This window comes from Streptomyces hawaiiensis (genome assembly GCF_004803895.1).
Classification (GTDB): Bacteria; Actinomycetota; Actinomycetes; order Streptomycetales; family Streptomycetaceae; genus Streptomyces; species Streptomyces hawaiiensis.
The window spans coordinates 327324-345938 of record NZ_CP021978.1; the positions used below are offsets into that span (position 1 = coordinate 327324).

Consider the following 18615-nt stretch of genomic DNA (forward strand, 5'->3'; position numbering starts at 1 on the left):
TCTCGGTGTCCCGGCGGAGGAAGCTTGAGGGGAAGTTCGGGGCCTGTTGACAGTGGTCGACCATATACTTATGGTCGACAATCGACAAGAGGCCGGACTGGGTCGGTAGCGACTCCGCGTCATTGACAGTCACAAACGGATGGTCGACAATCGACCATCAGCCCAGGCGTCACTGAAAGCCCTGGACGACAAACCCTGGAGGACCGCCATGACATTTGACGTCAAGCCCAAGTTCGTCACGTTCGACATGAACGGGACCCTGATCCACTTCCGCATCGGAGACGCGATCCGTCGGGTACTGGGGGACCGACTGCCGCCGGAGCTCGCCGACGACTTCACCCGAGCCGGCAACCAATACCGGATCGACGAGTGCATGGGCGAGTACAAGCCGTTCCACCAGATCGTCACGGACGCACTGGTGCGGACCTGCGCAAGGTTCGGCGTGGAGTACCGCGAGGGCGACGGCCAGGCCGTGTACGAGGAGATTCCCACGTGGACGCCCTACCCGGGAGTGACCGAGGCCCTGAGGAGACTGGCGGAGGTGTACCCCCTGGTGATCCTGACGAACAGCGACGACGCGTTCGCGGCGCAGCTGGTGGAGAACCTCCGGGCGCCCTTCGAGGTCGTGATCACCGCCGAGCAGATGGGTGTCTACAAGCCCCGGCTGCGCGCGTTCGAGTACATGCTGGACAAACTGGGGGCGGCACCGGACGAGATCGTGCATGTCTCGGCGAGTCCGAAGTACGACCTGCGCTCCGCGGCCGGCCTCGGCATCACGCACACGGTCTACATGGACCGGGGCTTCGAGCCCGACGAGCCGTGGCTCGGCTACGAGCGGATCACCGACATCGCCGACCTGCCGGTCCTCCTGGGCCTGCCGCGCCCTTGACCGCAGGGGCCTCCACCGCCCTGTTCGGGGTCCGGTCCGATGGCGCTGTGCGGCATGGACGAGCTGTAGCCTTTGTGGTCGACAACCGACCAGAGAGGTGACCGGGATGGACCCCAAATTCGGCGGGTTGGAGCGGACGACGACCCCGGAGGGTGTCTACCGCGTGCTGCGCGGAGCCATTCTCGACGGGACCGTGCCTCCCGGCGGACAGCTGCGTGAGAGGGACATCGCGACGGACCTCGGGATCAGCCGGTCCCCGCTGCGCGAGGCGTTGACCAGGCTCGAGGAGGAGGGCCTGGTCGTGAAGGTCCCGTTCCGGGGGGCGTTCGTCGTCGAGGTCAGCGCTCAGGAGATCGCCGAGATCGCCTCGATCCGCTTGCTCGTCGAGCCATATGCCGCGGAGCTCGCCATCGAGGCGCTCCGGGGGCCGGAGCGGTCCAGGTTGACGCAGACGATAGAGGAGCTTCACCGCGCGATCGAGAAGAACGACATTCCGGCCAGCGTCGATGCGCACCTTCAGTTCCACAGGCTGTTCTACGACTTGTCGGGCAACGGCACGCTGCGCAGCCTCTGGAACGGCTGGGAGACCAAGCTGCGCCTCTACCTCCTGGTCGACCACCCCTCGTACAGCGACCTGCGCGACATCGCCGTCGAGCACGCGAGGCTGGCCGCAGTCGCACTGGAAGGCGACACGGATGCGTTCAAGCAGGAACTGGCGCAGCACTTCCAGTCAGCGTTGCGAGGCCATGCCGAAGGCATCGGGGAACGCGGCGACCGGGTCTGAGAGGCTTCCCAGGGTCTGTCGACCCACACCCGGAGGACATGTGCGGTGCATCGACAATGCTCCGGGCCGGCTACGACCAGACACTCACCATCCCCTCCTGCCTGCTCCGGTACCTGTACCTGAACCAGGGCATGAACCCCGACCGTCCGTGCGGGTCAGGCGCTCGAGCGGATGACCAGGCGTGTGGGCAGGATCAGCGGGGTGGGGTCCTGCCCGTTGACGACCGTGACGAGCATGCGCGCCATCTCTCGTCCGAGGGCGGTTATGGGCTGGTGGACGGTGGTGAGGGGCGGATCGGCGACCAGGGCGACGGTCAGGTCGTCGAAGCCGACGACAGCGACGTCGTCGGGGACCGCCCGGCCTGCCGCCCGCAGCGTGCGCAGCGCCCCCGCCGCCATGTTGTCGTTGGCGGCGAACACCCCGTCGACTTCGGGGTGGTTCTCCAGCAGTACGGCCATGGCGGCGGCTCCGCTGGGCTCGGTGAAGTCCCCTTCCTGCGGCGGCAGTGGATCGAGGCCGGCCGCCAACAAGGCGTCCCGGTAGCCGCGGTAGCGGGCTCGCCCGGCCTCGGTGTCCAGACGCCCGCAGATCGCAGCCACGCGGGTCCGGCCGCGAGAAACCAGGTACGCGGTCGCCTCACGCGCTCCACCCACGTTGTCGACGTCGACGTACCACCGGGGAGCCGGGCCGACCGGGCGGCCTCCGAACACGACAGGCATCTCCGCCTCTTCGGCCATGGCGGCCAGCGGATCGTCCTCGCGCAGCGCCATCAGCATGACGCCGTCCGCACCCTTGGACCGAAAGAGTTCCTCCACTCGCTTGCGGCCCCGGTCGGAAGCGGCCAGGCACAGCATCAGATGGAGGTCGGCCTCATCGAGAGCCTGCGAAGCCCCCGCCATCACCTGGGCGAAGAACGGGTCCGCGAAGATCGACGGATCCTCCCCCGAGACGACCAGGGCCGCCGCTCCGGTCTGAGAGGTGGCCAGAGCACGAGCGGTCGGATTGGGCACGTAGCCGAGTTGCCGGACAGCCCGTTCGACCGCTTCCCGTTTCGCACGGCTGACATGCGGAGCGTTGTTGAGTGCGCGGGAGGCCACGGAGCGGGAGACGCCGGCGCGTTCGGCCACCTCGTCGAGCGTCGGCTGCCGACGCGGCGCAGCTTGTGCCATGAACCACGAGCCTTTCTCTCACGACCGGACGGGAAGCGTCTCACCCCGGCGCGGGCCCATGCCACCGGCCGCTTGAGGAAGGCCGTGGGGCACAGGATGAAGCGTCGCCGCTGACTGACTGGGAGCGCTTCCAGTTTTTGTGCCTCAGGAGTTCGTTCTCGCCATCCACTACGGTTTGCGTAACGGCTATTGACAGCTCAACCACCCGGAAACACCATACCAAGCACACCCCGATCGATTCTCCAGCGCTATTGGGACCGCTTCCAGTGGGAGCGCTCCCAAGTCAGGCTGCACCACCGCCTCTCTGCCCAGGTCGCCCGCTCGGGACCAGAGCGTGCGACGCACCCCCTGCCAGGAAATCGAGGTTCAGTCATGCGCCGCAGGTTCCACGCCTTGACCGCAGCACTCATCGCTCTGCCACTGGTGTTCGCCGCCGCACCGTCCGCCCACGCGGCCGACCCGACCGCCCTGACCAACGGGTTCTACGCGGACCCCGACTCCAGCGCGAAGAGGTGGGCGGCCGCCAACCCCGGCGACGGCCGCGCCGCCGCGATCAACGCCTCCATCGCCAACACCCCGACGGCCCGCTGGTTCGGCTCCTGGAGCGGCGCCATCGGCACCGCCGCGGGGGCGTACGCGGGAGCGGCGGACCGCGTCGACAAACTGCCCGTTCTCGTCGCCTACAACATCTACAACCGCGACTACTGCGGCGGGCACTCCGCGGGTGGAGCCGCCTCGCCGTCCGCCTACCGGAGCTGGATCGCCCAGTTCGCCGGCGGGGTCGCCAACCGCCCGGCCGTGGTCATCCTCGAACCGGACTCCCTCGGGGACTACGGCTGCATGAACCAGGCCCAGATCGACGAACGCGAGGGCATGCTCACCGGCGCCCTCGCCGAGTTCAGCCGCCAGGCCCCCAACACCTGGGTCTACATGGACGCCGGCAACCCGCGCTGGGCCGACGCGGCGACCATGGCCCGGCGCCTCCACGAAGCCGGCGTCCGGCAGGCCCACGGCTTCTCACTCAACGTCTCCAACTACATCCCCACCGCCGAGAACACCGTCTACGGCAACGCCGTCAACCGTGAATTGAGCTCCCGCTACGGCTACACGAAGCCGTTCGTCGTGGACACCAGCCGCAACGGCAACGGCTCCAACGGCCAGTGGTGCAACCCCTCAGGGCGTCGTATCGGCACCCCCACCCAGCTGGGCGGAGGCGCCGAGATGCTCCTGTGGATCAAGGTTCCGGGCGAGTCCGACGGCAACTGCGGCGTCGGAGGCGGCTCCTCGGCCGGGCAGTTCCTTCCCGAGGTCGCCTACAAGATGATCTACGGCTACTGAACCCGGAGGGGATTCACCGCCACTTCGGCTCCGGTTGCAGGCGCTCTCCGCGCCGCGCACCGCTGTCGGGCCGCGTCCCCAGGTGGTCTGCTTCGCGCCGCGGAGCGTGCGGCAGATCGTCTGCCGGAGGCGGCCCGCACGCCTCCTCGGCAGGCACCGCCCCCGCCGGCTGGCGCTCCTGCGGCGGCCGGAGCGCCGTGCAGCGGGGGCGGATCTAGGCTGGAAACAGCCGCTGGAAACCAGCCCTGGGGGGCACGGCTGTCCGGACGGAGGTGTGACGCGTGGACATGGCCGGGAAGCGGGACTTCCCCACTGCCGCTGTCGTCGTGGACCCGGACGGCGTCGTGAGCGGCTGGAGCGAGGCAGGGCGACTACTCCTGGGCTGGACGGCGGAGGACACCGTCGGGCGCCCCGTGACCGGCCTGCTGGCCGACCCCCCACCAGCCGGCTTCCCCGGGAGCTACGGCACCGACCCCGGCCCCCACCCCACGGAGTTCATCCGCCTGCGTCACCGGGACGGTTCCACGGTGGACGCCGTGGTGGCGGCCCATCCGCTGTCCGGCTCCGACGGGCGGGCGCTGGGACACGTGGTGACGGTCCAGCGCTGGGGACGCCGCCCGGTCATCGCCGACCGGGCCTTCGAGCAGTGCCCCTTCGCTCTGGGCGTTTACGACCCTGAGCTGCGGTTCCAGTGGATCAACGCCTCCTCGGGCCGGGTGATAGCGCACTCCGAGGAGCAGGTGCTCGGCAAGAAGTACCGCGAGGTGCTTCCCGAATTCGACCGCTCGCTGTTTCCCGAAAGGGACGACAAGCCCTACACCGACGCGCTCGCCGAAGTCGCGAGGACGGGCGAGCCCGCGCGCCTCATCACCGTCTTCCGCCCGCTCGGCAGCAACTACGCCAACGCCTGGGCCACCAGCATGTGGCCCGTCCGGGACGCCGAGGGCACGGTCCGCGCGGTCGCCAACTGGGGATTCGACATGAGCGCCGAGTACTGGGCCCGGCAGCGCCTGCTCATCCTCAATGAGGCCACCGGCGGCATCGGCCGGACACTCGACGTCATCGGCACCGCCCAGGAGCTGGCCAGGACCCCGGTGCCGGGATTCGCCGATCTCGTCACCGTGGATCTCTTCGACGAAGTGCTGCGCGGAGAGGAACCGCCCTCCTCCCCCGCGCACATCCCCGGCGACACCATGACGCTCACCCGGGCCGCCGAGCACGGCGCCAAGGAGGGCAGCGACACCGACCGGCCTTCCGGGCACCCCCTGAGGATCACCCGCGCTCCCGATTCCGTCGCCGCCCGCTGCATGGCCACGGGCAGGTCCATGGTTCAGCTCGCCGGCGAACCCGGCCAGGGCGGCGAATGGGCCTTCGGACCCGGGCTGGCCGCCGACCCGGCCCACTGGCCGCCCGGCAACCCGCTGATCGACGAGACCATCACCGTCGATGGGCTGACCGGCAGGATCACCGTCCCGCTCCGGGCGCGCGGCGCGCTGCTCGGCGTCGTCGCGTTCTCCCGCAGCGAGCGGCCCGAGGCCTTCACCGCCGACGACCTGATCCTCGCCGAAGAACTGACCGCCAAGGCCGCCGTCGCCATCGACAACGCCCGCCGGTACTCGCGCGAGCGCACGACCGCGCTGACCCTGCAGCGCAGCCTCCTGCCGCAGCGACTGCCGAGACAGGAGGCACTCGAGGTGGCATCCCGCTATCTGCCCGCCGGAACCGGCGCGGAGGTGGGCGGTGACTGGTTCGACGTCATTCCCTTGTCCGGCGCCCGGGTCGCCCTGGTCGTCGGCGACGTCGTCGGCCACGGTCTGCACGCCTCGGCCAGCATGGGCCGGCTGCGTACGGCGGTGCGCACCCTCGCCGACGTGGACCTGCCACCGGACGAACTGCTGACCCACATGGACGACCTGGTCATCCACCTCGCCGGCGACCTCCAGCCCGACAGCCGGTTCCAGCCGAGCGGCGAGTCCGGGGCCACCTGCCTGTACACCGTCTACGACCCGGTCTCCCGGCGCTGCACACTCGCGAGCGCCGGCCATCCGCTGCCGCTCATCATCTCCCCGGACGGGACCAGGACCCCGGTACCCGCCCACCCGGGACCACCGCTCGGCATCGGCGGCCTGCCTTTCGAGGCGACCGAGCTCGAGCTGCCCGAGGGCAGCCTGCTCGCCCTCTACACCGACGGACTGGTAGGCGGCCGGGAGCGTGGCGCCGATGAGGGTGTCTCCGAGCTGTTGCGGGTCCTGAACCATGCGGCCACCTCACTGGAAGCCGTCTGCGACACGGCGATGGAGACGGTCCTGCCCGACGACCGCACGGACGACGCCGCCCTGCTGCTCGCCCGCACCCATGCACTCGCTCCCGACCACGTCGCCGACTGGGACGTCGAGCCCGACACCGCGCAGGTACCGCACGCCAGGAAGTTCGCCGTCGACCAGGTGGAGGCCTGGGGCCTGGAGGAGGCGGCGTTCGTCACCGAACTGGTCGTCAGCGAGCTGGTCACCAATGCCATCAGATACGGCGCACCGCCCATCAGGCTGAGGTTGATCCGCGACACCTCCCTGATCTGCGAGGTCTCCGACGCCAGCGACACCGCCCCGCACCTGCGCCGGGCACGAGTCTTCGACGAAGGCGGCCGGGGCCTGCTGCTCGTCGCCCAGCTCACCCAGGGCTGGGGCACCCGGCACAGCACCAACGGCAAGACGATCTGGTGCGCGCAGACCCTGCAGCAGTCCGAGCCGTGGTGAGGGGCGGCTGTGAGCCGACCCTGCGCACCTCGTGGGGACAGGCGTGGGGCGGCACCGGCCCGCTGTGGTATGGACCGGTGCCGGACGATCAGTGGCCGGTGACCACTCCGGACAGCTCGTTCGTGCTCTTCGGCAGGGTCACGGACGTGACCTTCTTGCCCGCCTCGATGTCGACGGCGTGCAGCTTGCGCTTGCCCGGTTCGGAGACGTACGCGGTGTGGTCGCGGACGAAGAGCGTGGGCCGGGGCTGCTGCCAGTCCAGCGGCTCCTGCCACGCGTCCACGACGGGAATCTTCTTCTCGACCTTGCCCGATTCCGGGTCGATGACGTGGAGGGCGCCGTTCGTGCCCAGGAGAAGCGCCTCGCCGTGGGGCCCGCGGCCCAGCGAGCGGAAGGAGTAGCTGGTGCCCAGGTCGACGAGGCGCAGTTTCCCGGTCTCGGTGTTGATGAGGGAGATGCGGGTCGGCCGCTCCAGTTCTGCCTCCGGATCGGTCTTGTAGTCGCCCAGGAGGATGGGCGACGCGTCGCTGCCACTCTGGTTACCGATGCGGCCGTAGTCGTCGGGGGCGTCGACCTTGGTGAACTTGCCGTCCTTGTAGATCAGGAGGCCGTCCTCGCAGCCGATGCCGATGGCCTCGCCCTTGGCGGCGGCCTCGCCGTGGACGCCGGGGCACTGCTCGTTGCGCTTGATCTCCCTGTTGTTCTTGTCGAGGACGAGAGCGCCGGTGCGCTTCTCCTCGGTGCCGAGGGTGCTGAGGAGTTCGCCGTTGCTCAGTTCGATGGCGACGCCGTGGTGCGGCTCGGCGGAGGTGTAGGTGCGGCCCTGCGGCTTCTCGCCGCCCTTGAGGTCGTCGGGGCCGAAGACGTGGACCTCGCCGGTGCCGTCGGTGAACAGCACCGTCTTGCCCGCGTGCCGTACGACATGCCCAGGCTTGGCTCCCTGGTACTCGATACCGGTGAAGGCCTGCTCGGCGGCGTTCAGGACGCGGAAACCGGCGTCGGTGGAGACGATGACGTGGGAGTTGTCGCCGGCGGGGTTGAGCCGGTTGAAGCCGGGCAGCTCGACCGTGTCGGCGAGCTTCAGACTCTCTCCGTCCAGGACGTACAGACCGCCGTCGAACGTGGCGACCAGCGGGTCCTTGACCGCTACGGCCTTGGTGCCCGGCGCGGCCTCGGCCTTCGCGTCGGACGAGGAGCCGTCCTCGCCTCCGCAGGCGGTCAGGACCACGGAAGCCGCCAGGGCGAGGGCCGTGCCCGAGAGGGCTCTGTTGCGTATCGACTTGTCCACCGGTGTGTTCCTTTCTGGGCCGCGCGGGCGCGGCGTCGGGTGTGGGTGCCTGATGGCCGGTCGGCCGGTGTCCGGGGTGCTTGGGCCGGGGTCAGGCGCCGGTCAGGCCGTCCGTCATGGCGGTGGTGTTGGCGCGCATCATCCGCAGGTAGGTGTCGGCGCCTTCGCCCTTTGCGGTCAGGGATTCGGAGTAGAGCTCGACGACGCGGACCCGGCCGCCCAGTTCGGTGCGCAGGACCTCGGCCAGCCGCTTGGGCTGGGAGGAGTCCGCGAACACGGTCTGTACGCCTGCCTTGCGCATCGCCTGGGTGAGGGAGCGCAGGTCGGAAGAGCTGGGCGAGGCCAGTGTCGTACCGCTCGGGATGACCGCGCCGATCACCCGGAAACCGAAGCGGTCGGCGAGGTAGCCGAAGACATGGTGGTTGGTCACCAGCGCGCGCCGCTGTTCGGGTATGCGGTCGAAGGACTTGTCCATCCAGGCGGTGAGGTCGGCGAGTTGGTCGTCGTAGCGGTCGGCGTTGGCGCGGATCGCCTTGTCGTCCACGCCGTCCACGTGCTCGACGACCTGCTCGGCGATCAGGCCGGCGGCCTTGCGCACGCGGTCCGGGTCGGTCCAGAAGTGCGGGTCGGGCTGTCCGGCCTCCTCCTCGGGGCCTCCCTCGTCGTGGGCCTGGAAGGTGAGCGGGTCCACCGCCTTGCCGGCCTCGAAGGTGGCCGCCCCGGCATCACGGGCGGACTGCACGTGCCGTAGTACGTTCTCCTCCAGGCCCAGCCCGTTGAAGACCACCAGGTCGGCACGCTCCAGCTGGGCCGCCTGTACGGCGGAGAGACCGAAGGAATGCGGGTCGGCGTTCGGTTTCATCAGCACGGTGACCTCGGCCTCGTCACCGACGATCTGCTGCGTGACGTCGCCCAGGATGTTGGTCGTCACCACGACCCGGGGCCGGTCGTCAGCATCGGCGCAGGCGGTGGCCGTGCCCGCGCAGGCGAGCGCGGCGAGTGCGGCCGGCAGGCGGCGCAGCCGCAGAACGGATCGCTTCGGTGCCGTCATCGTCCGGTCTCCGCCATCAGCGCCGGCTTCATGTCCAGGTCGAAGGTGCGGGCGATGCGCAGGCCGTCGTTGTAGTCGATCTCGTACACGCGCCTGCCTTCGGGGTCGTTGACGTAGGCGCGGCTGCGGTCGACCTCGATCAGAGGCCCTGTGCTGTCGGCGGCGGGGGTCTTGGGGACCTCGGTCAGCAGCCGTTTCGTCTTCGACAGGTGCTTGCCGGTGGCGATGTCGTATCCGTGGAGCGCCCCGTCGGTCTCCAGAACGAGGAGCGCGGAGCCCTCTCCGGCGGTGTTGGCGGCGACGACGGGGCCGGTCTCCGTCCGGGTCCACGTGCGTTCGGTGACGTCCAGGACCCACACGGCAGCATCCCCGGCCGGTGATGTCAGCGTGTCGCTGCCCGCGCGGTGGCGGAGGGACGACGCCCGCTCCCCCGCGGGCACGTCGGCGCCGTACGGGATCTCGGCTGCTGTGAAGCCGCCGTCGTCCGCACTGACCAGCAGGGCGCCGTCGGCACATCCGAACACCACCCCGCGCCGGGTGACGGCGTCACCGCTCGGTTCCTCGCACGGTGCGTGCGGTGAAGCGACGCGCCTGCCCTCACGGTCGTACACCTCGAGCCGGGCCGTCTTCCCGTCGTCGGTGAGGGTCAGCAGGTGCTCCGCATACGGCACCACCGCCCCCGCGTGCTTACCGGGAAGCGTGCGGGGGGAGTCGGCACGCCCCTTTTCCAGTCCGGCCCGGCGGTAGGTGACGGCCCGGCCGTTTTCGTCGACCACTGCGGTCACGGCCGCGTCGCTGCGGACGCGCGCGCCGGTCGCGGCGGGCAGCCGGCCGGCGTCACGTATCGCCGCGCGGTAGTAGTGCACGTGGTCGCCGTGGTCCACTGTCCAGGCACCGGTGTCGAGGATCCGCGTACCGCCCGCGGCGTGGAAGTAGCCGAACCGGCCGTCCGTGGTGAGTTCCGCGGTGCCCCTCGCCCGGGGCACGTCGTGCACCTTCTCCGTGATCAGGTCCAGTACGCGGGTGGCACCGGTTCGCGGGTCGTTGAGCACCAGCCGGGACTGTTGTTCGGCTGCCTCCTGCGCCCCTGCGACGTAGCCGTGCGGGGTGGCGGAGGTCGCTCGATCCGCCCCGGAGGCGGGCTTGTTGTCGTCCTGCCCTCCGCAGCCCGCGGTGAGCAGCGCGAGGGCCGCGAGTGCGGCAGGCATCCCGGCAGTGACGTTTCTTCGGAGGGACAAGGACATCGCCTCAGGTCTTTCGGTCGGTCGGGGCCGGACGGATGCCGGCCGGGCGTGTGCGGCGGTGGCTGAGAACGGATGCCAGGTGGGAGAGGAAGAACAGGCCCACGGCCAGGGCCGAGACGGTCGCGCCGGCCGCGGTGCTCAGGTGCCACGACAGCAGCAGTCCGCAGAAGGTGGCGGTGACGCCGAGGATCGCGGCGAGGACCATCACGCCCCGCACGCTGCGCGCCCAGGGCAGCGCGGCCGCCGGCGGAGCGATGAGCAGGCCCAGCACCAGCAGTGTGCCCACGATGTGGAACGAGGCGACGATGGCCAGCGCCAGCAGGCCGAGCAGCACGGCGTGAGCCAGGCGGGGGCGCAGGCCGAGCGTGTGGGCCTTGCGCGGGTCGAACGCCAGGGCGAGGAAGGCCCGGTGGCCGAGAACCGAGACGGCCAGCGCGAGCAGCAGGGCCACACCCAGCAGCGCCAGATCTTGTTCCCGGACGGCGAGGACGTCACCGAAGAGGAAACCGGTCAGGTCCACCGCGAAGGACTGCGACCGCGACACGATGATGACGCCGAGTGACAGCATCCCCACAAAGAGCAGGCCGATTCCGGTGTCCTGGGACAGCCGCGGGGTGCGGCCGAGGGCGGTGACGCCCGCGGTCATGACGGCCGCGCTCAGCAGCGCTCCCATCAGCAGGTTGCCGCCGAGGAGCGCGGCCAGCGCGACGCCGGGCAGCAGCCCGTGGGACATGGCGTCGCCGAGGAAGGCCATCCCCCTGAGCACCACCCAGGTGCCCGCCAGGGCGCAGATCGCCGACACCAGAACTCCGCCCCAGAGGGCCCTCTGCACGAAGGTCACCTCGAAAGGGCCCGTCAACCAGTCCATGGGGCAGCACACTACAATGAAAACCATGTTCAAAAAACACGTCCCCGTGCCGGCCGCCACCGAGAGCGCGTTTCGCGTGCGGCTCACCGGCCTGTCCGCCGGCTACAGCGGACGCCCGGTGCTCCGGCAACTCGACGCGGACATACCGGCGTTGGCGATCACCGCACTGGTCGGACCGAACGGAAGCGGGAAGTCCACTCTGCTCGGCGTTCTGTCCGGCGTCATCCAGCCCACGTCAGGCACGGTCCGCCACAGCAGCAACCGGCCGCCGGCCTTCGTGCCCCAGCGTGGCGCGATCGGCGACGCTCTGCCGTTGACGGTCCGGCAGGCCGTGGAGATGGGGCGTTGGGGCGCTCGCGGCCCGTGGCGTCGGCTCACCCGCCGCGACCGGGCCACGGTCGACACGGCCTTGGAGCGCCTGGGCATCGCCGACCTCGCCCCTCGCCAACTGGGTGAACTATCCGGCGGGCAGAGGCAGCGCGCCCTGATCGCCCAGGGACTCGCCCAGGAATCGGACCTCCTCCTGCTGGACGAGCCGACCACCGGACTCGACCCCGAGGCCCGTGAGCGCATAGGAGGGCTGCTGACGGACCTGGTCGCCGACGGCGTGACCGTCATCCACGCCACACACGACCTGGACGCCGCCCGCTCGGCACATGCCTGCCTCCTGCTCCGCGAGGGGCGCGTGGCCGGACAAGGAGAACCTGGGCAACTCCTCACGCCCTCGGCGCTCACCGGAATGTGGCAACCGGCCTGAGGCCCCGTCGGCACATGACCTCGCGGCCGTTCACCGGATACGGCAGGTATCGCACATGAAAACCGTTGTCGTATGCTGAGGCGTATCCACGCCGCCCGACCTCCTGACCCAGAGGAACCGCCCATGCCCTCGCAGCGTCTCCCCGTCACCGTGCTGTCGGGCTTTCTCGGCGCCGGAAAGACGACCCTCCTCAACCACGTCCTCACCAACCGCGAAGGCCTGCGGGTGGCCGTGATCGTCAACGACATGAGCGAGATCAACATCGACGCCGCCCTCGTGCGCGGCGGCGAAGCGGCCCTCTCCCGCACCGAGGAGCGGCTGGTGGAGATGACCAACGGCTGCATCTGCTGCACCCTGCGGGACGACCTGCTGGAGGAGGTCGACCGGCTCGCCCGGGACGGCCGCTTCGACTATCTCCTCATCGAGTCCAGCGGCATCTCCGAGCCGATGCCGGTGGCCGCCACCTTCGCCTTCGCCCGCGACGACGGCGCCACTCTGGAGGACGTGGCCCGGCTGGACACCATGGTCACCGTCGTCGACGCCGCCAACTTCCTCGCCGAACTGGGCACCGGCGACGACCTGGCCGAACGGGGCCTGGCTCCTTACGAGGACGACGAACGCACCGTGAGCGACCTGCTGATCGACCAGGTCGAGTTCGCCGACGTGCTCGTCCTCAACAAGCTGGACCTGGTCGGCGATGCCGACGCCGACCGGGTGCGCGGGGTGCTGGCACGGCTGAATCCGACCGCCCGTCTGATCCCGGCGGTGCACGGCCGGGTCGGTGTGCGCGACGTCCTGGAAACCGGGCGCTTCGACCTGGAGCGCGCGCAACAGGCGCCCGGCTGGGTTCGGGAACTCAACGGCGACCACGTTCCCGAGACCGAGGAGTACGGCATCTCCTCCCTGGTCTTCCGGTCCTCCGTGCCGTTCCACCCCGGGCGGCTGTGGGCCTTCGTCACCGAAGGCCTCGACAGTGGAGCGCACGGCCAAGTGCTGCGCTCCAAGGGCTTCTTCACCCTGGCCGGCCGTGAGGGCGTGACCGGCCTGTGGTCACAGGCCGGATCCGTGGCCCGCTTCGAGCCGTCCGGGGTCCGGGACACCGACGCGCCCCACGCGCAGGAGCTCGTGTTCATCGGTGTCGGCCTGCGGGAGGCGAGCCTGCGCGCCGCCCTGGCCGTGTGCCTGATGGCCGGCGGCGAGCGGGCCCCCGCCGACGACGGCCCCTTCCCCCTGTGGGACACCGGGGACGTCTGCGACCTCGAACACCAGCACGCGAGTCCGTCGGCGGTCTAGCCGGATCACCGGGACGTCCGGGCACCACGTCGGCGCCCGGACGGCCTTCCAGGCGCGAGGGGAGGCACACGCATGCACGAAACGGCCCGCGGCGAGTGGCGTCCCACCCCGCAACGAGCCGCGGTCCTGCGGGCACTTCGGGCCGGCGACGGTTTCGTCTCGGCGCAGGCCCTGCACGCCACTCTGGTCGCGGACGGCGTGGCGGTGGGGCTGACCACCGTCTACCGCGCGCTGCGGTTACTGGAGAGGGCCGGGCACGTCGACGTGGTGCGGAACGGTGACGGCGAACGCCTCTACCGACCCAGACCTGACGACGGTCACCGCCACTACCTGGTCTGCCGGGAGTGCGGGCTCAGCCTCGCCGTCGACGCCGAAGAGGTCGAACGGTGGGTGACGCGGATCCAGCGTGACATCGGCTTCCACGCGGTGAACCACACGCTCGAACTCACGGGCGTGTGCGACGGCTGCCTGTCCCGGCCGGCCGATCGCCGACCGGACCCCTGACGGCAACTCGATGGCTCCTCATGGCGGCGCACCGTGCTCACGCAGTGGTGGTGAGTATGCGGTTGAGCGCGCTGCCCGGGCGGCCGGTGAGGTCTTCCCAGGTGCCCTCCTCCACGATGCGGCCGTCCTCGAGGACGGCGATGCGGTCGGCACGGCGGATAGTGGCCGGGCGGTGTGCGATGACGATCGTCGTGCGGCTCTCTTCCGCCAGGGCGGTGGCGAGTTGGGCATCGCCCGTGTTGTCCAGGTGAGCGGTGGACTCGTCGAGTACGAGGATGCGCGGCCGGACAAGCAGCGCGCGGGCGAGAGCGATACGGGCCCGCTGGCCGCCGGAGAGCGTGGCGCCGCGCTCGCCGACGTGGGTGTCCATCGGGGCGATCCGGTCGACGCCGCACAGCCGCGCTGCCTCGGCCAGCGCCTTGTCGTCCGCCTCGGGCGCGGCAAGCCGCAGATTCTCGGCGAGGGTGCCGTGGAAGAGCGGCGTGTCCTGCCCCACCAGCGTCACCGCCCGCCGCAGTGCCGCGTCGCTCACCTCCCGCACGTCCACGGGGTCACCGTCTGCGGGCAGCAGCTGGACCGCGCCGGCGGCCGGGTCCCAGAAGCGGGCCAGCAGATGGGCGCAGGTCGACTTGCCGGCGCCCGAGGCGCCGACCAGGGCGAGTGTCCGCCCCGGGGGGACGGTCAGTTCGACGCCGTCCAGCACGGGTGCGCCGCCGTAGCCGAAGCTCACCCGGTGCAGCCGGACGCCCAGCGGCCCGGACGGCAGGGGGCGGGGTGCGGTGGGCGGCGGAGCGAGTGCGGGGGCCTTGACGGCCGCGTCGACGCGGGAGGCGGCGGCGCGCAGTGCCACGGCCTGGCTCAGGGCGCGGGCCGATTCCGCGACCGGACCGAGGACGGACAGGGCCAGCGCCATCGCCGCCGGCGCCCACGCGCCGTGCAGCCGTCCGGAGGTCACGGAGTGCGCCGCCGCGGCCACCACGCCGAGGACCGCGGCCACGATGAGGAGGTCGCGGACCGCGGCGGCGACGGCCTCCCACGTGGCCTCGGCGCGCTGGGCGTCACCCACCTGCCGCCCCCGCTCCGCCAGCTTGCGGCGGCGCTGCGCCAGAGCGCCGAAGGCGAGCAGCTCGCGCATCCCGTCGACGGTCTCCACCGTGTCGGCCGACAGGCGTGCCACGGCCGTCCGGGTGCGGCCGCCGCGCACCGCGCGTGCGCGTGCGTCGGCGAAGGGCGCCGCTGCGAGCAGGGCCGCGACCGGCAGCACGGCCGCCGCCAGCCACGGCTCCACCGTGGCGAGGACCACGGAGCCGCCCGTGAAGACCGTGCCCGCGGCCAGCAGTTGGGCGGTGGTGTGGGCGTAGAAGAACTCCAGTGCCTCCACGTCGGCCATGGCGGTGGCGGCGAGGTCTCCGCTGCGCCGGCCTGCGACCCGGGCGGGCGCGCTGCGGGCGAGTCCGTCGAAGACGCGTACGCGCAGGGCGGCCAGCACCCGATAGGCGAGGTCGTGCGAGAGGTCCATCTCCCGCCAGGTCATCAGGGCGCGCAGCACGACGAGGGCGACGAGCGCGGTGACGGTGCCGGCCGAGGGGGCGTGCCCTTCGATGACGGCGGTGCCCACGGCGTGCGCGGCCAGGGTCAGCAGCGCGACGAGGGAGCCCTGTTCGAGGAGGGCGGCGGCGCAGGTGCGGGCTGTCATGGCGCGGTGCTCGGCGAGGGCGGGGAGCAGGGCGCGCAGCGCGCCCCGGGCGGGTGCGTCGGCGTCGGTGGCGGCGGGTCCGGCGACGGTGCTCATGCGGCGAGTTCTCCTCGGTGGGCGCGGCCGGCCTCGACGAGCCGGGTGTAGACGCCGCCGGCCTCGACCAGAGCGGCGTGTTCGCCGACGGCGTCCACCCGTCCCGCGTCCAGGACGACGATGCGGTCGGCGTGCCGGACGGCCGCGAGCCGGTGGGCGACCACCAGGACGGTCCGGCCGCTCGCGGCGTTCAGCAACTCACGGACGATGTCCGCCTCGCGGCGCTCGTCGACCGAGCTGGTGGCCTCGTCGAGGACGAGCACCGGGGCGTCGGCCAGCAGGGCCCGCGCGAGCGCGAGGCGCTGTCGCTGGCCCCCGGAGAGGGTGGCGCCCCGTTCGCCGAGGAGGGTGGCGTAGCCGTCCGGAAGGGCGGTGATCTCGTCGTGGATCCCGGCGACGCGCGCCGCCCTGATCAGGTCGTCGTCGGAGGCGCCGGGCCGGGCCAGGCGCAGGTTGTCGGCGATGGTGGCGTGGAAGAGGTACGTCTCCTGCGAGACGACGGCGATACCTTGCCGCAGCGAGTCGAGCGCGTACTCGGCCGTGGGGCGCCCGTCGAGGGTGATCCGGCCTTCCTGCGGGTCGTGGTGGCGCAGGAGCAGGGCCAGGAGTGTGGATTTGCCCGCGCCGGACGGTCCGACGATCGCGGTCGTCCGTCCCGCCTGCGCGGTGAAGGAGACCCCGTCCAGGGCGGGCGCCGGTGCGCCGGCGTAGGTGAACCGGACGTCGTGGAAGCGCAGTTGGGGCGGAGCCTGCCAGTGCGCGGGTGCCGTTGCGGTGTCGTGGACCGCCGGCTCGGCCGTGCGCAGGGCCGCGAGCCCGTCGGCGGCCGACGCCCCCAGGTAGCCGGCGTGCCATTCGCGGGCGAGGTCGCGGACGGGGCGGAAGCACTCGGAGGCCAGCAGCAGCATCAGATAGGTGCCGGTCGCCGTGGTGGCTCCGGTGACGGCCGACCAGCACGCCAGGAGCGCCGCGGCGGCGGTGCCGCCCTGGATGGCGAGGTCGGTGATGCCGGTGTCGACCAGGGACACCCTCAATTTGGCGACGGTCGCGCGGTGCAGCGCCGCGGACCGCTTTTCGAGGCGTTCACGGGTGCGTCCGACCGCGCCTGCGGCGCGCAGGGCGGGCATGCTCTGAAGGGCCTCCAGATAGTCGGCGCCCAGACCTTCGTACGTGTCCCAGTGCTCCTTGCCGCGGGCGGCGAGGAGCCGGTCCCAGGCGCGTGGCCCGGCCAGGGCGAGGAGCAGGGCGGGGACGAGGCCGAGCAGGGCCCGGGGTTCTACGGCGGCCAGGGCCGCGAGGACCAGGGGCGGCACCGTGAGGGTGACCAGGAGCTGAGGCAGGTAGCGGGAGACGTAGGCGTCGACGCCCTCCACTCCGTCGACGAGGGTGGTGCGGACGGCTCCGGCGCGCGCGGTGGTCAGGTGCGCGGGCCCCAACCGGCCCAGGTGTTCCAGGAGTTCGTCCCGCAGGGCCACCCTGACCCGGGCCCCGGCGCGGGTGGCGGTGCGCCGCTGCCACACGGTGAGCCCGGCGCGGGCGGCGACGACGGCGAGCACCGCGGCCAGCAGCCACGGCAGCCGACCGGTGTCTCCGCGGGCCAGGCCGGCGAGGGCGAGGGCCAGCAGTACGGCCTGCGCCAGGTGGGTGAAGGTGACGGCGCCCTGCAGGAGGGTGGCCGCGAGCAGGGGGCGCCGTGCGCGCCGGGCGGCGCGGCGCAGCTCGGGGTGGACGATCACGTGGTGTTCTCCTCGTCGGCGGGGCGGGTGCCGAGGGCCAGTGCGTGGACGACCCAGTCCCGGCCCGGGGCGGCGCCGAGCGCGGCGCCCAGGTCCGCCTGCTGCCAGGAGCCGACGGGCCGGGCGGCCAGCCCGTGGCGCCGGGCGGTGAGATGGGCCAGGTGGACGGCGAAGCCGGCCCGCAGGTGGGCGCGGCGGATGTGCGGGGCGTCGGCGTCGGCGGGGCAGCCGTGGGCGAGCAGGACGGCGCCCGCGTCCGCGATCCACGCCTGGCCCGCGGCCCAGGCGGCGAGCGTCGGGCGGGCGTCCCCGGCGGCGCACGGCCGCAAGGTCGCACCGTCGAGGGCCGGTTCCACCAGGCCGGGCCGAGGCGGGCCGACCGCGGCACACCAGCGCAAATCCCCGGTGCCCGCCCGTGCGGCGGTGGCGAGGACCGCCCGCAGTGCGTCCTGGGAGGGGGCGCCCGGCAACGGCGGTGGGGCGCTGCGGCGCGCCAGCAGCTCCGCGGGCGTGGGCGGGCCCTGCGACGGATCCGGGACGCAGGCGCTGTCGGCCGGGCGCGCCGGGCCCCGCCCGTCGGGCGGCGGAATGTGCACGGCGGTCAGTGGGCTCTCGGCACGTCCGTCCATCCGTACCTCCGGCTCGCTCACTCCCAGCGCCCGGGCCGCGAGGTACAGCGCGGCGGCGGCGTGCCCGGTGTCGAGGAGCAGCAGGGGCCGGGCTCGGTGGCCGTAGTGGGAGACCGTGCGCCGTGCGGTGACGGAAAGTTCGGCCGTCACGCCCGGCGGGGTGCCGGGGGGCTGCCGGTCGAGTCGGTGCACGCGGTGGCGCAGGGGGTCGTAGCCGTAGCGGCCCGGCGGCAGGGAGCAGCCGGCGCCCACGGTCAGTTCGGTGTCCACCGGGTGCAGGGCACCGGCGGAAGGTGCGGGCCGCAGTCGTCCGGACTCGTCGGAGGCCGCCAGGGAGAGGCGCAGCAGGAGCCGCAGGTCCAGATCGGCCGGGCCTGCCTTCGGGAAGGGGACCGGCGGCCCCGGCCAGGCCCGGACGGCTCCCCCGGCGGGTGTGTCGGGGCCGGGGCGCTCCGGGGAGCGGGCGCGGGCCAGGGCGGCGACGAGGTCCGGCGGGCGGTCCTCACGGGCGTGTTGCACG

Annotated in this window: 15 protein-coding genes; 7 read left to right on the forward strand and 8 right to left on the reverse strand. The window is 72.0% G+C overall.

Annotation, left to right across the window (positions count from 1 at the left end; translation table 11 throughout):
* The first annotated feature begins 208 nt into the window (after positions 1-208).
* Positions 209-889 (forward strand): haloacid dehalogenase type II, encoded by a 681-nt coding sequence (locus CEB94_RS01580; RefSeq protein WP_175430426.1) that lies wholly within the window; start codon positions 209-211, stop codon positions 887-889.
* Positions 890-995: 106 nt separating this feature from the next.
* A complete protein-coding gene (locus CEB94_RS01585; protein WP_175430427.1) occupies positions 996-1673 on the forward strand; it encodes a GntR family transcriptional regulator in 678 nt (225 codons plus the stop codon).
* A gap of 155 nt (positions 1674-1828) precedes the next feature.
* On the opposite strand, the gene CEB94_RS01590 is transcribed toward CEB94_RS01585, so the two are convergent.
* Positions 1829-2842 (reverse strand): LacI family DNA-binding transcriptional regulator, encoded by a 1014-nt coding sequence (locus CEB94_RS01590; protein WP_175430428.1) that lies wholly within the window; start codon positions 2840-2842, stop codon positions 1829-1831.
* Positions 2843-3214: 372 nt separating this feature from the next.
* Between CEB94_RS01590 and CEB94_RS01595 the strand changes: the two genes are divergently transcribed.
* Complete coding sequence (locus CEB94_RS01595; protein WP_175430429.1) at positions 3215-4180, forward strand: glycoside hydrolase family 6 protein; 966 nt, start codon at positions 3215-3217, stop codon at positions 4178-4180.
* A gap of 287 nt (positions 4181-4467) precedes the next feature.
* Positions 4468-6933 carry an ATP-binding SpoIIE family protein phosphatase gene (locus CEB94_RS01600; RefSeq protein WP_175436842.1) on the forward strand — a complete coding sequence of 822 codons (2466 nt, stop codon included), beginning with the start codon at positions 4468-4470 and terminating at the stop codon, positions 6931-6933.
* A gap of 88 nt (positions 6934-7021) precedes the next feature.
* Here the strand turns inward: CEB94_RS01600 and aztD are convergent, their stop codons facing one another.
* The 4 genes from aztD to aztB all read right to left on the reverse strand — a co-directional run bounded on the left by aztD (position 7022) and on the right by aztB (position 11384).
* Positions 7022-8221, reverse strand: coding sequence for a zinc metallochaperone AztD (aztD, locus tag CEB94_RS01605; protein WP_175430430.1), 1200 nt, complete (start codon positions 8219-8221; stop codon positions 7022-7024).
* Positions 8222-8312: 91 nt separating this feature from the next.
* Complete coding sequence (gene aztC, locus CEB94_RS01610) at positions 8313-9272, reverse strand: zinc ABC transporter substrate-binding protein AztC (protein ID WP_175430431.1); 960 nt, start codon at positions 9270-9272, stop codon at positions 8313-8315.
* Positions 9269-10516, reverse strand: a complete 1248-nt coding sequence (locus tag CEB94_RS01615) for a hypothetical protein (RefSeq protein ID WP_175430432.1) — start codon at positions 10514-10516, stop codon at positions 9269-9271. The genes aztC and CEB94_RS01615 overlap by 4 nt, the downstream gene beginning before the upstream one ends.
* A 4-nt stretch (positions 10517-10520) precedes the next feature.
* Entirely contained in the window at positions 10521-11384 is an 864-nt protein-coding gene (aztB, locus tag CEB94_RS01620; protein WP_175430433.1) for a zinc ABC transporter permease AztB, read from the reverse strand.
* Between the two features lie 16 nt (positions 11385-11400).
* Here aztB and aztA point away from each other — a divergent pair, with 16 nt between their 5' ends.
* The 3 genes from aztA to CEB94_RS01635 all read left to right on the forward strand — a co-directional run bounded on the left by aztA (position 11401) and on the right by CEB94_RS01635 (position 13938).
* Positions 11401-12141, forward strand: coding sequence for a zinc ABC transporter ATP-binding protein AztA (gene aztA / locus CEB94_RS01625; RefSeq protein WP_175430434.1), 741 nt, complete (start codon positions 11401-11403; stop codon positions 12139-12141).
* Positions 12142-12264: 123 nt separating this feature from the next.
* Entirely contained in the window at positions 12265-13434 is a 1170-nt protein-coding gene (locus tag CEB94_RS01630; RefSeq protein WP_175430435.1) for a GTP-binding protein, read from the forward strand.
* 72 nt (positions 13435-13506) lie between these two features.
* A complete protein-coding gene (locus CEB94_RS01635) occupies positions 13507-13938 on the forward strand; it encodes a Fur family transcriptional regulator (RefSeq protein WP_175430436.1) in 432 nt (143 codons plus the stop codon).
* Between the two features lie 37 nt (positions 13939-13975).
* Here the strand turns inward: CEB94_RS01635 and CEB94_RS01640 are convergent, their stop codons facing one another.
* Genes CEB94_RS01640 through CEB94_RS01650 form a run of 3 tightly spaced genes read right to left on the reverse strand, consistent with a single transcriptional unit; the run spans position 13976 to position 18614 of the window.
* On the reverse strand, positions 13976-15730 hold the full coding sequence (locus CEB94_RS01640) for an ABC transporter ATP-binding protein (RefSeq protein WP_175430437.1): 1755 nt from the start codon (positions 15728-15730) through the stop codon (positions 13976-13978).
* Entirely contained in the window at positions 15727-17466 is a 1740-nt protein-coding gene (locus tag CEB94_RS01645) for an ABC transporter ATP-binding protein/permease (RefSeq protein WP_175430438.1), read from the reverse strand. The genes CEB94_RS01640 and CEB94_RS01645 overlap by 4 nt, the downstream gene beginning before the upstream one ends.
* Entirely contained in the window at positions 17463-18614 is a 1152-nt protein-coding gene (locus CEB94_RS01650; RefSeq protein WP_246111674.1) for a SagB/ThcOx family dehydrogenase, read from the reverse strand. The genes CEB94_RS01645 and CEB94_RS01650 overlap by 4 nt, the downstream gene beginning before the upstream one ends.
* Between the last annotated feature and the right edge of the window lies 1 nt (position 18615).

Excerpts from the sequence above, each read along its gene's own strand:
- CEB94_RS01580 (WP_175430426.1), top strand. The coding sequence starts at position 209 with ATGACATTTGACGTCAAGCCCAAGTTCGTCACGTTCGACATGAACGGG.
- CEB94_RS01585 (WP_175430427.1), top strand. The coding sequence starts at position 996 with ATGGACCCCAAATTCGGCGGGTTGGAGCGGACGACGACCCCGGAGGGT.
- CEB94_RS01590 (WP_175430428.1), bottom strand. The coding sequence starts at position 2,842 with ATGGCACAAGCTGCGCCGCGTCGGCAGCCGACGCTCGACGAGGTGGCC.
- CEB94_RS01595 (WP_175430429.1), top strand. The coding sequence starts at position 3,215 with ATGCGCCGCAGGTTCCACGCCTTGACCGCAGCACTCATCGCTCTGCCA.
- CEB94_RS01600 (WP_175436842.1), top strand. The coding sequence starts at position 4,468 with ATGGCCGGGAAGCGGGACTTCCCCACTGCCGCTGTCGTCGTGGACCCG.
- aztC (WP_175430431.1), bottom strand. The coding sequence starts at position 9,272 with ATGACGGCACCGAAGCGATCCGTTCTGCGGCTGCGCCGCCTGCCGGCC.
- CEB94_RS01615 (WP_175430432.1), bottom strand. The coding sequence starts at position 10,516 with ATGTCCTTGTCCCTCCGAAGAAACGTCACTGCCGGGATGCCTGCCGCA.
- aztB (WP_175430433.1), bottom strand. The coding sequence starts at position 11,384 with ATGGACTGGTTGACGGGCCCTTTCGAGGTGACCTTCGTGCAGAGGGCC.
- aztA (WP_175430434.1), top strand. The coding sequence starts at position 11,401 with ATGAAAACCATGTTCAAAAAACACGTCCCCGTGCCGGCCGCCACCGAG.
- CEB94_RS01630 (WP_175430435.1), top strand. The coding sequence starts at position 12,265 with ATGCCCTCGCAGCGTCTCCCCGTCACCGTGCTGTCGGGCTTTCTCGGC.
- CEB94_RS01635 (WP_175430436.1), top strand. The coding sequence starts at position 13,507 with ATGCACGAAACGGCCCGCGGCGAGTGGCGTCCCACCCCGCAACGAGCC.
- CEB94_RS01640 (WP_175430437.1), bottom strand. The coding sequence starts at position 15,730 with ATGAGCACCGTCGCCGGACCCGCCGCCACCGACGCCGACGCACCCGCC.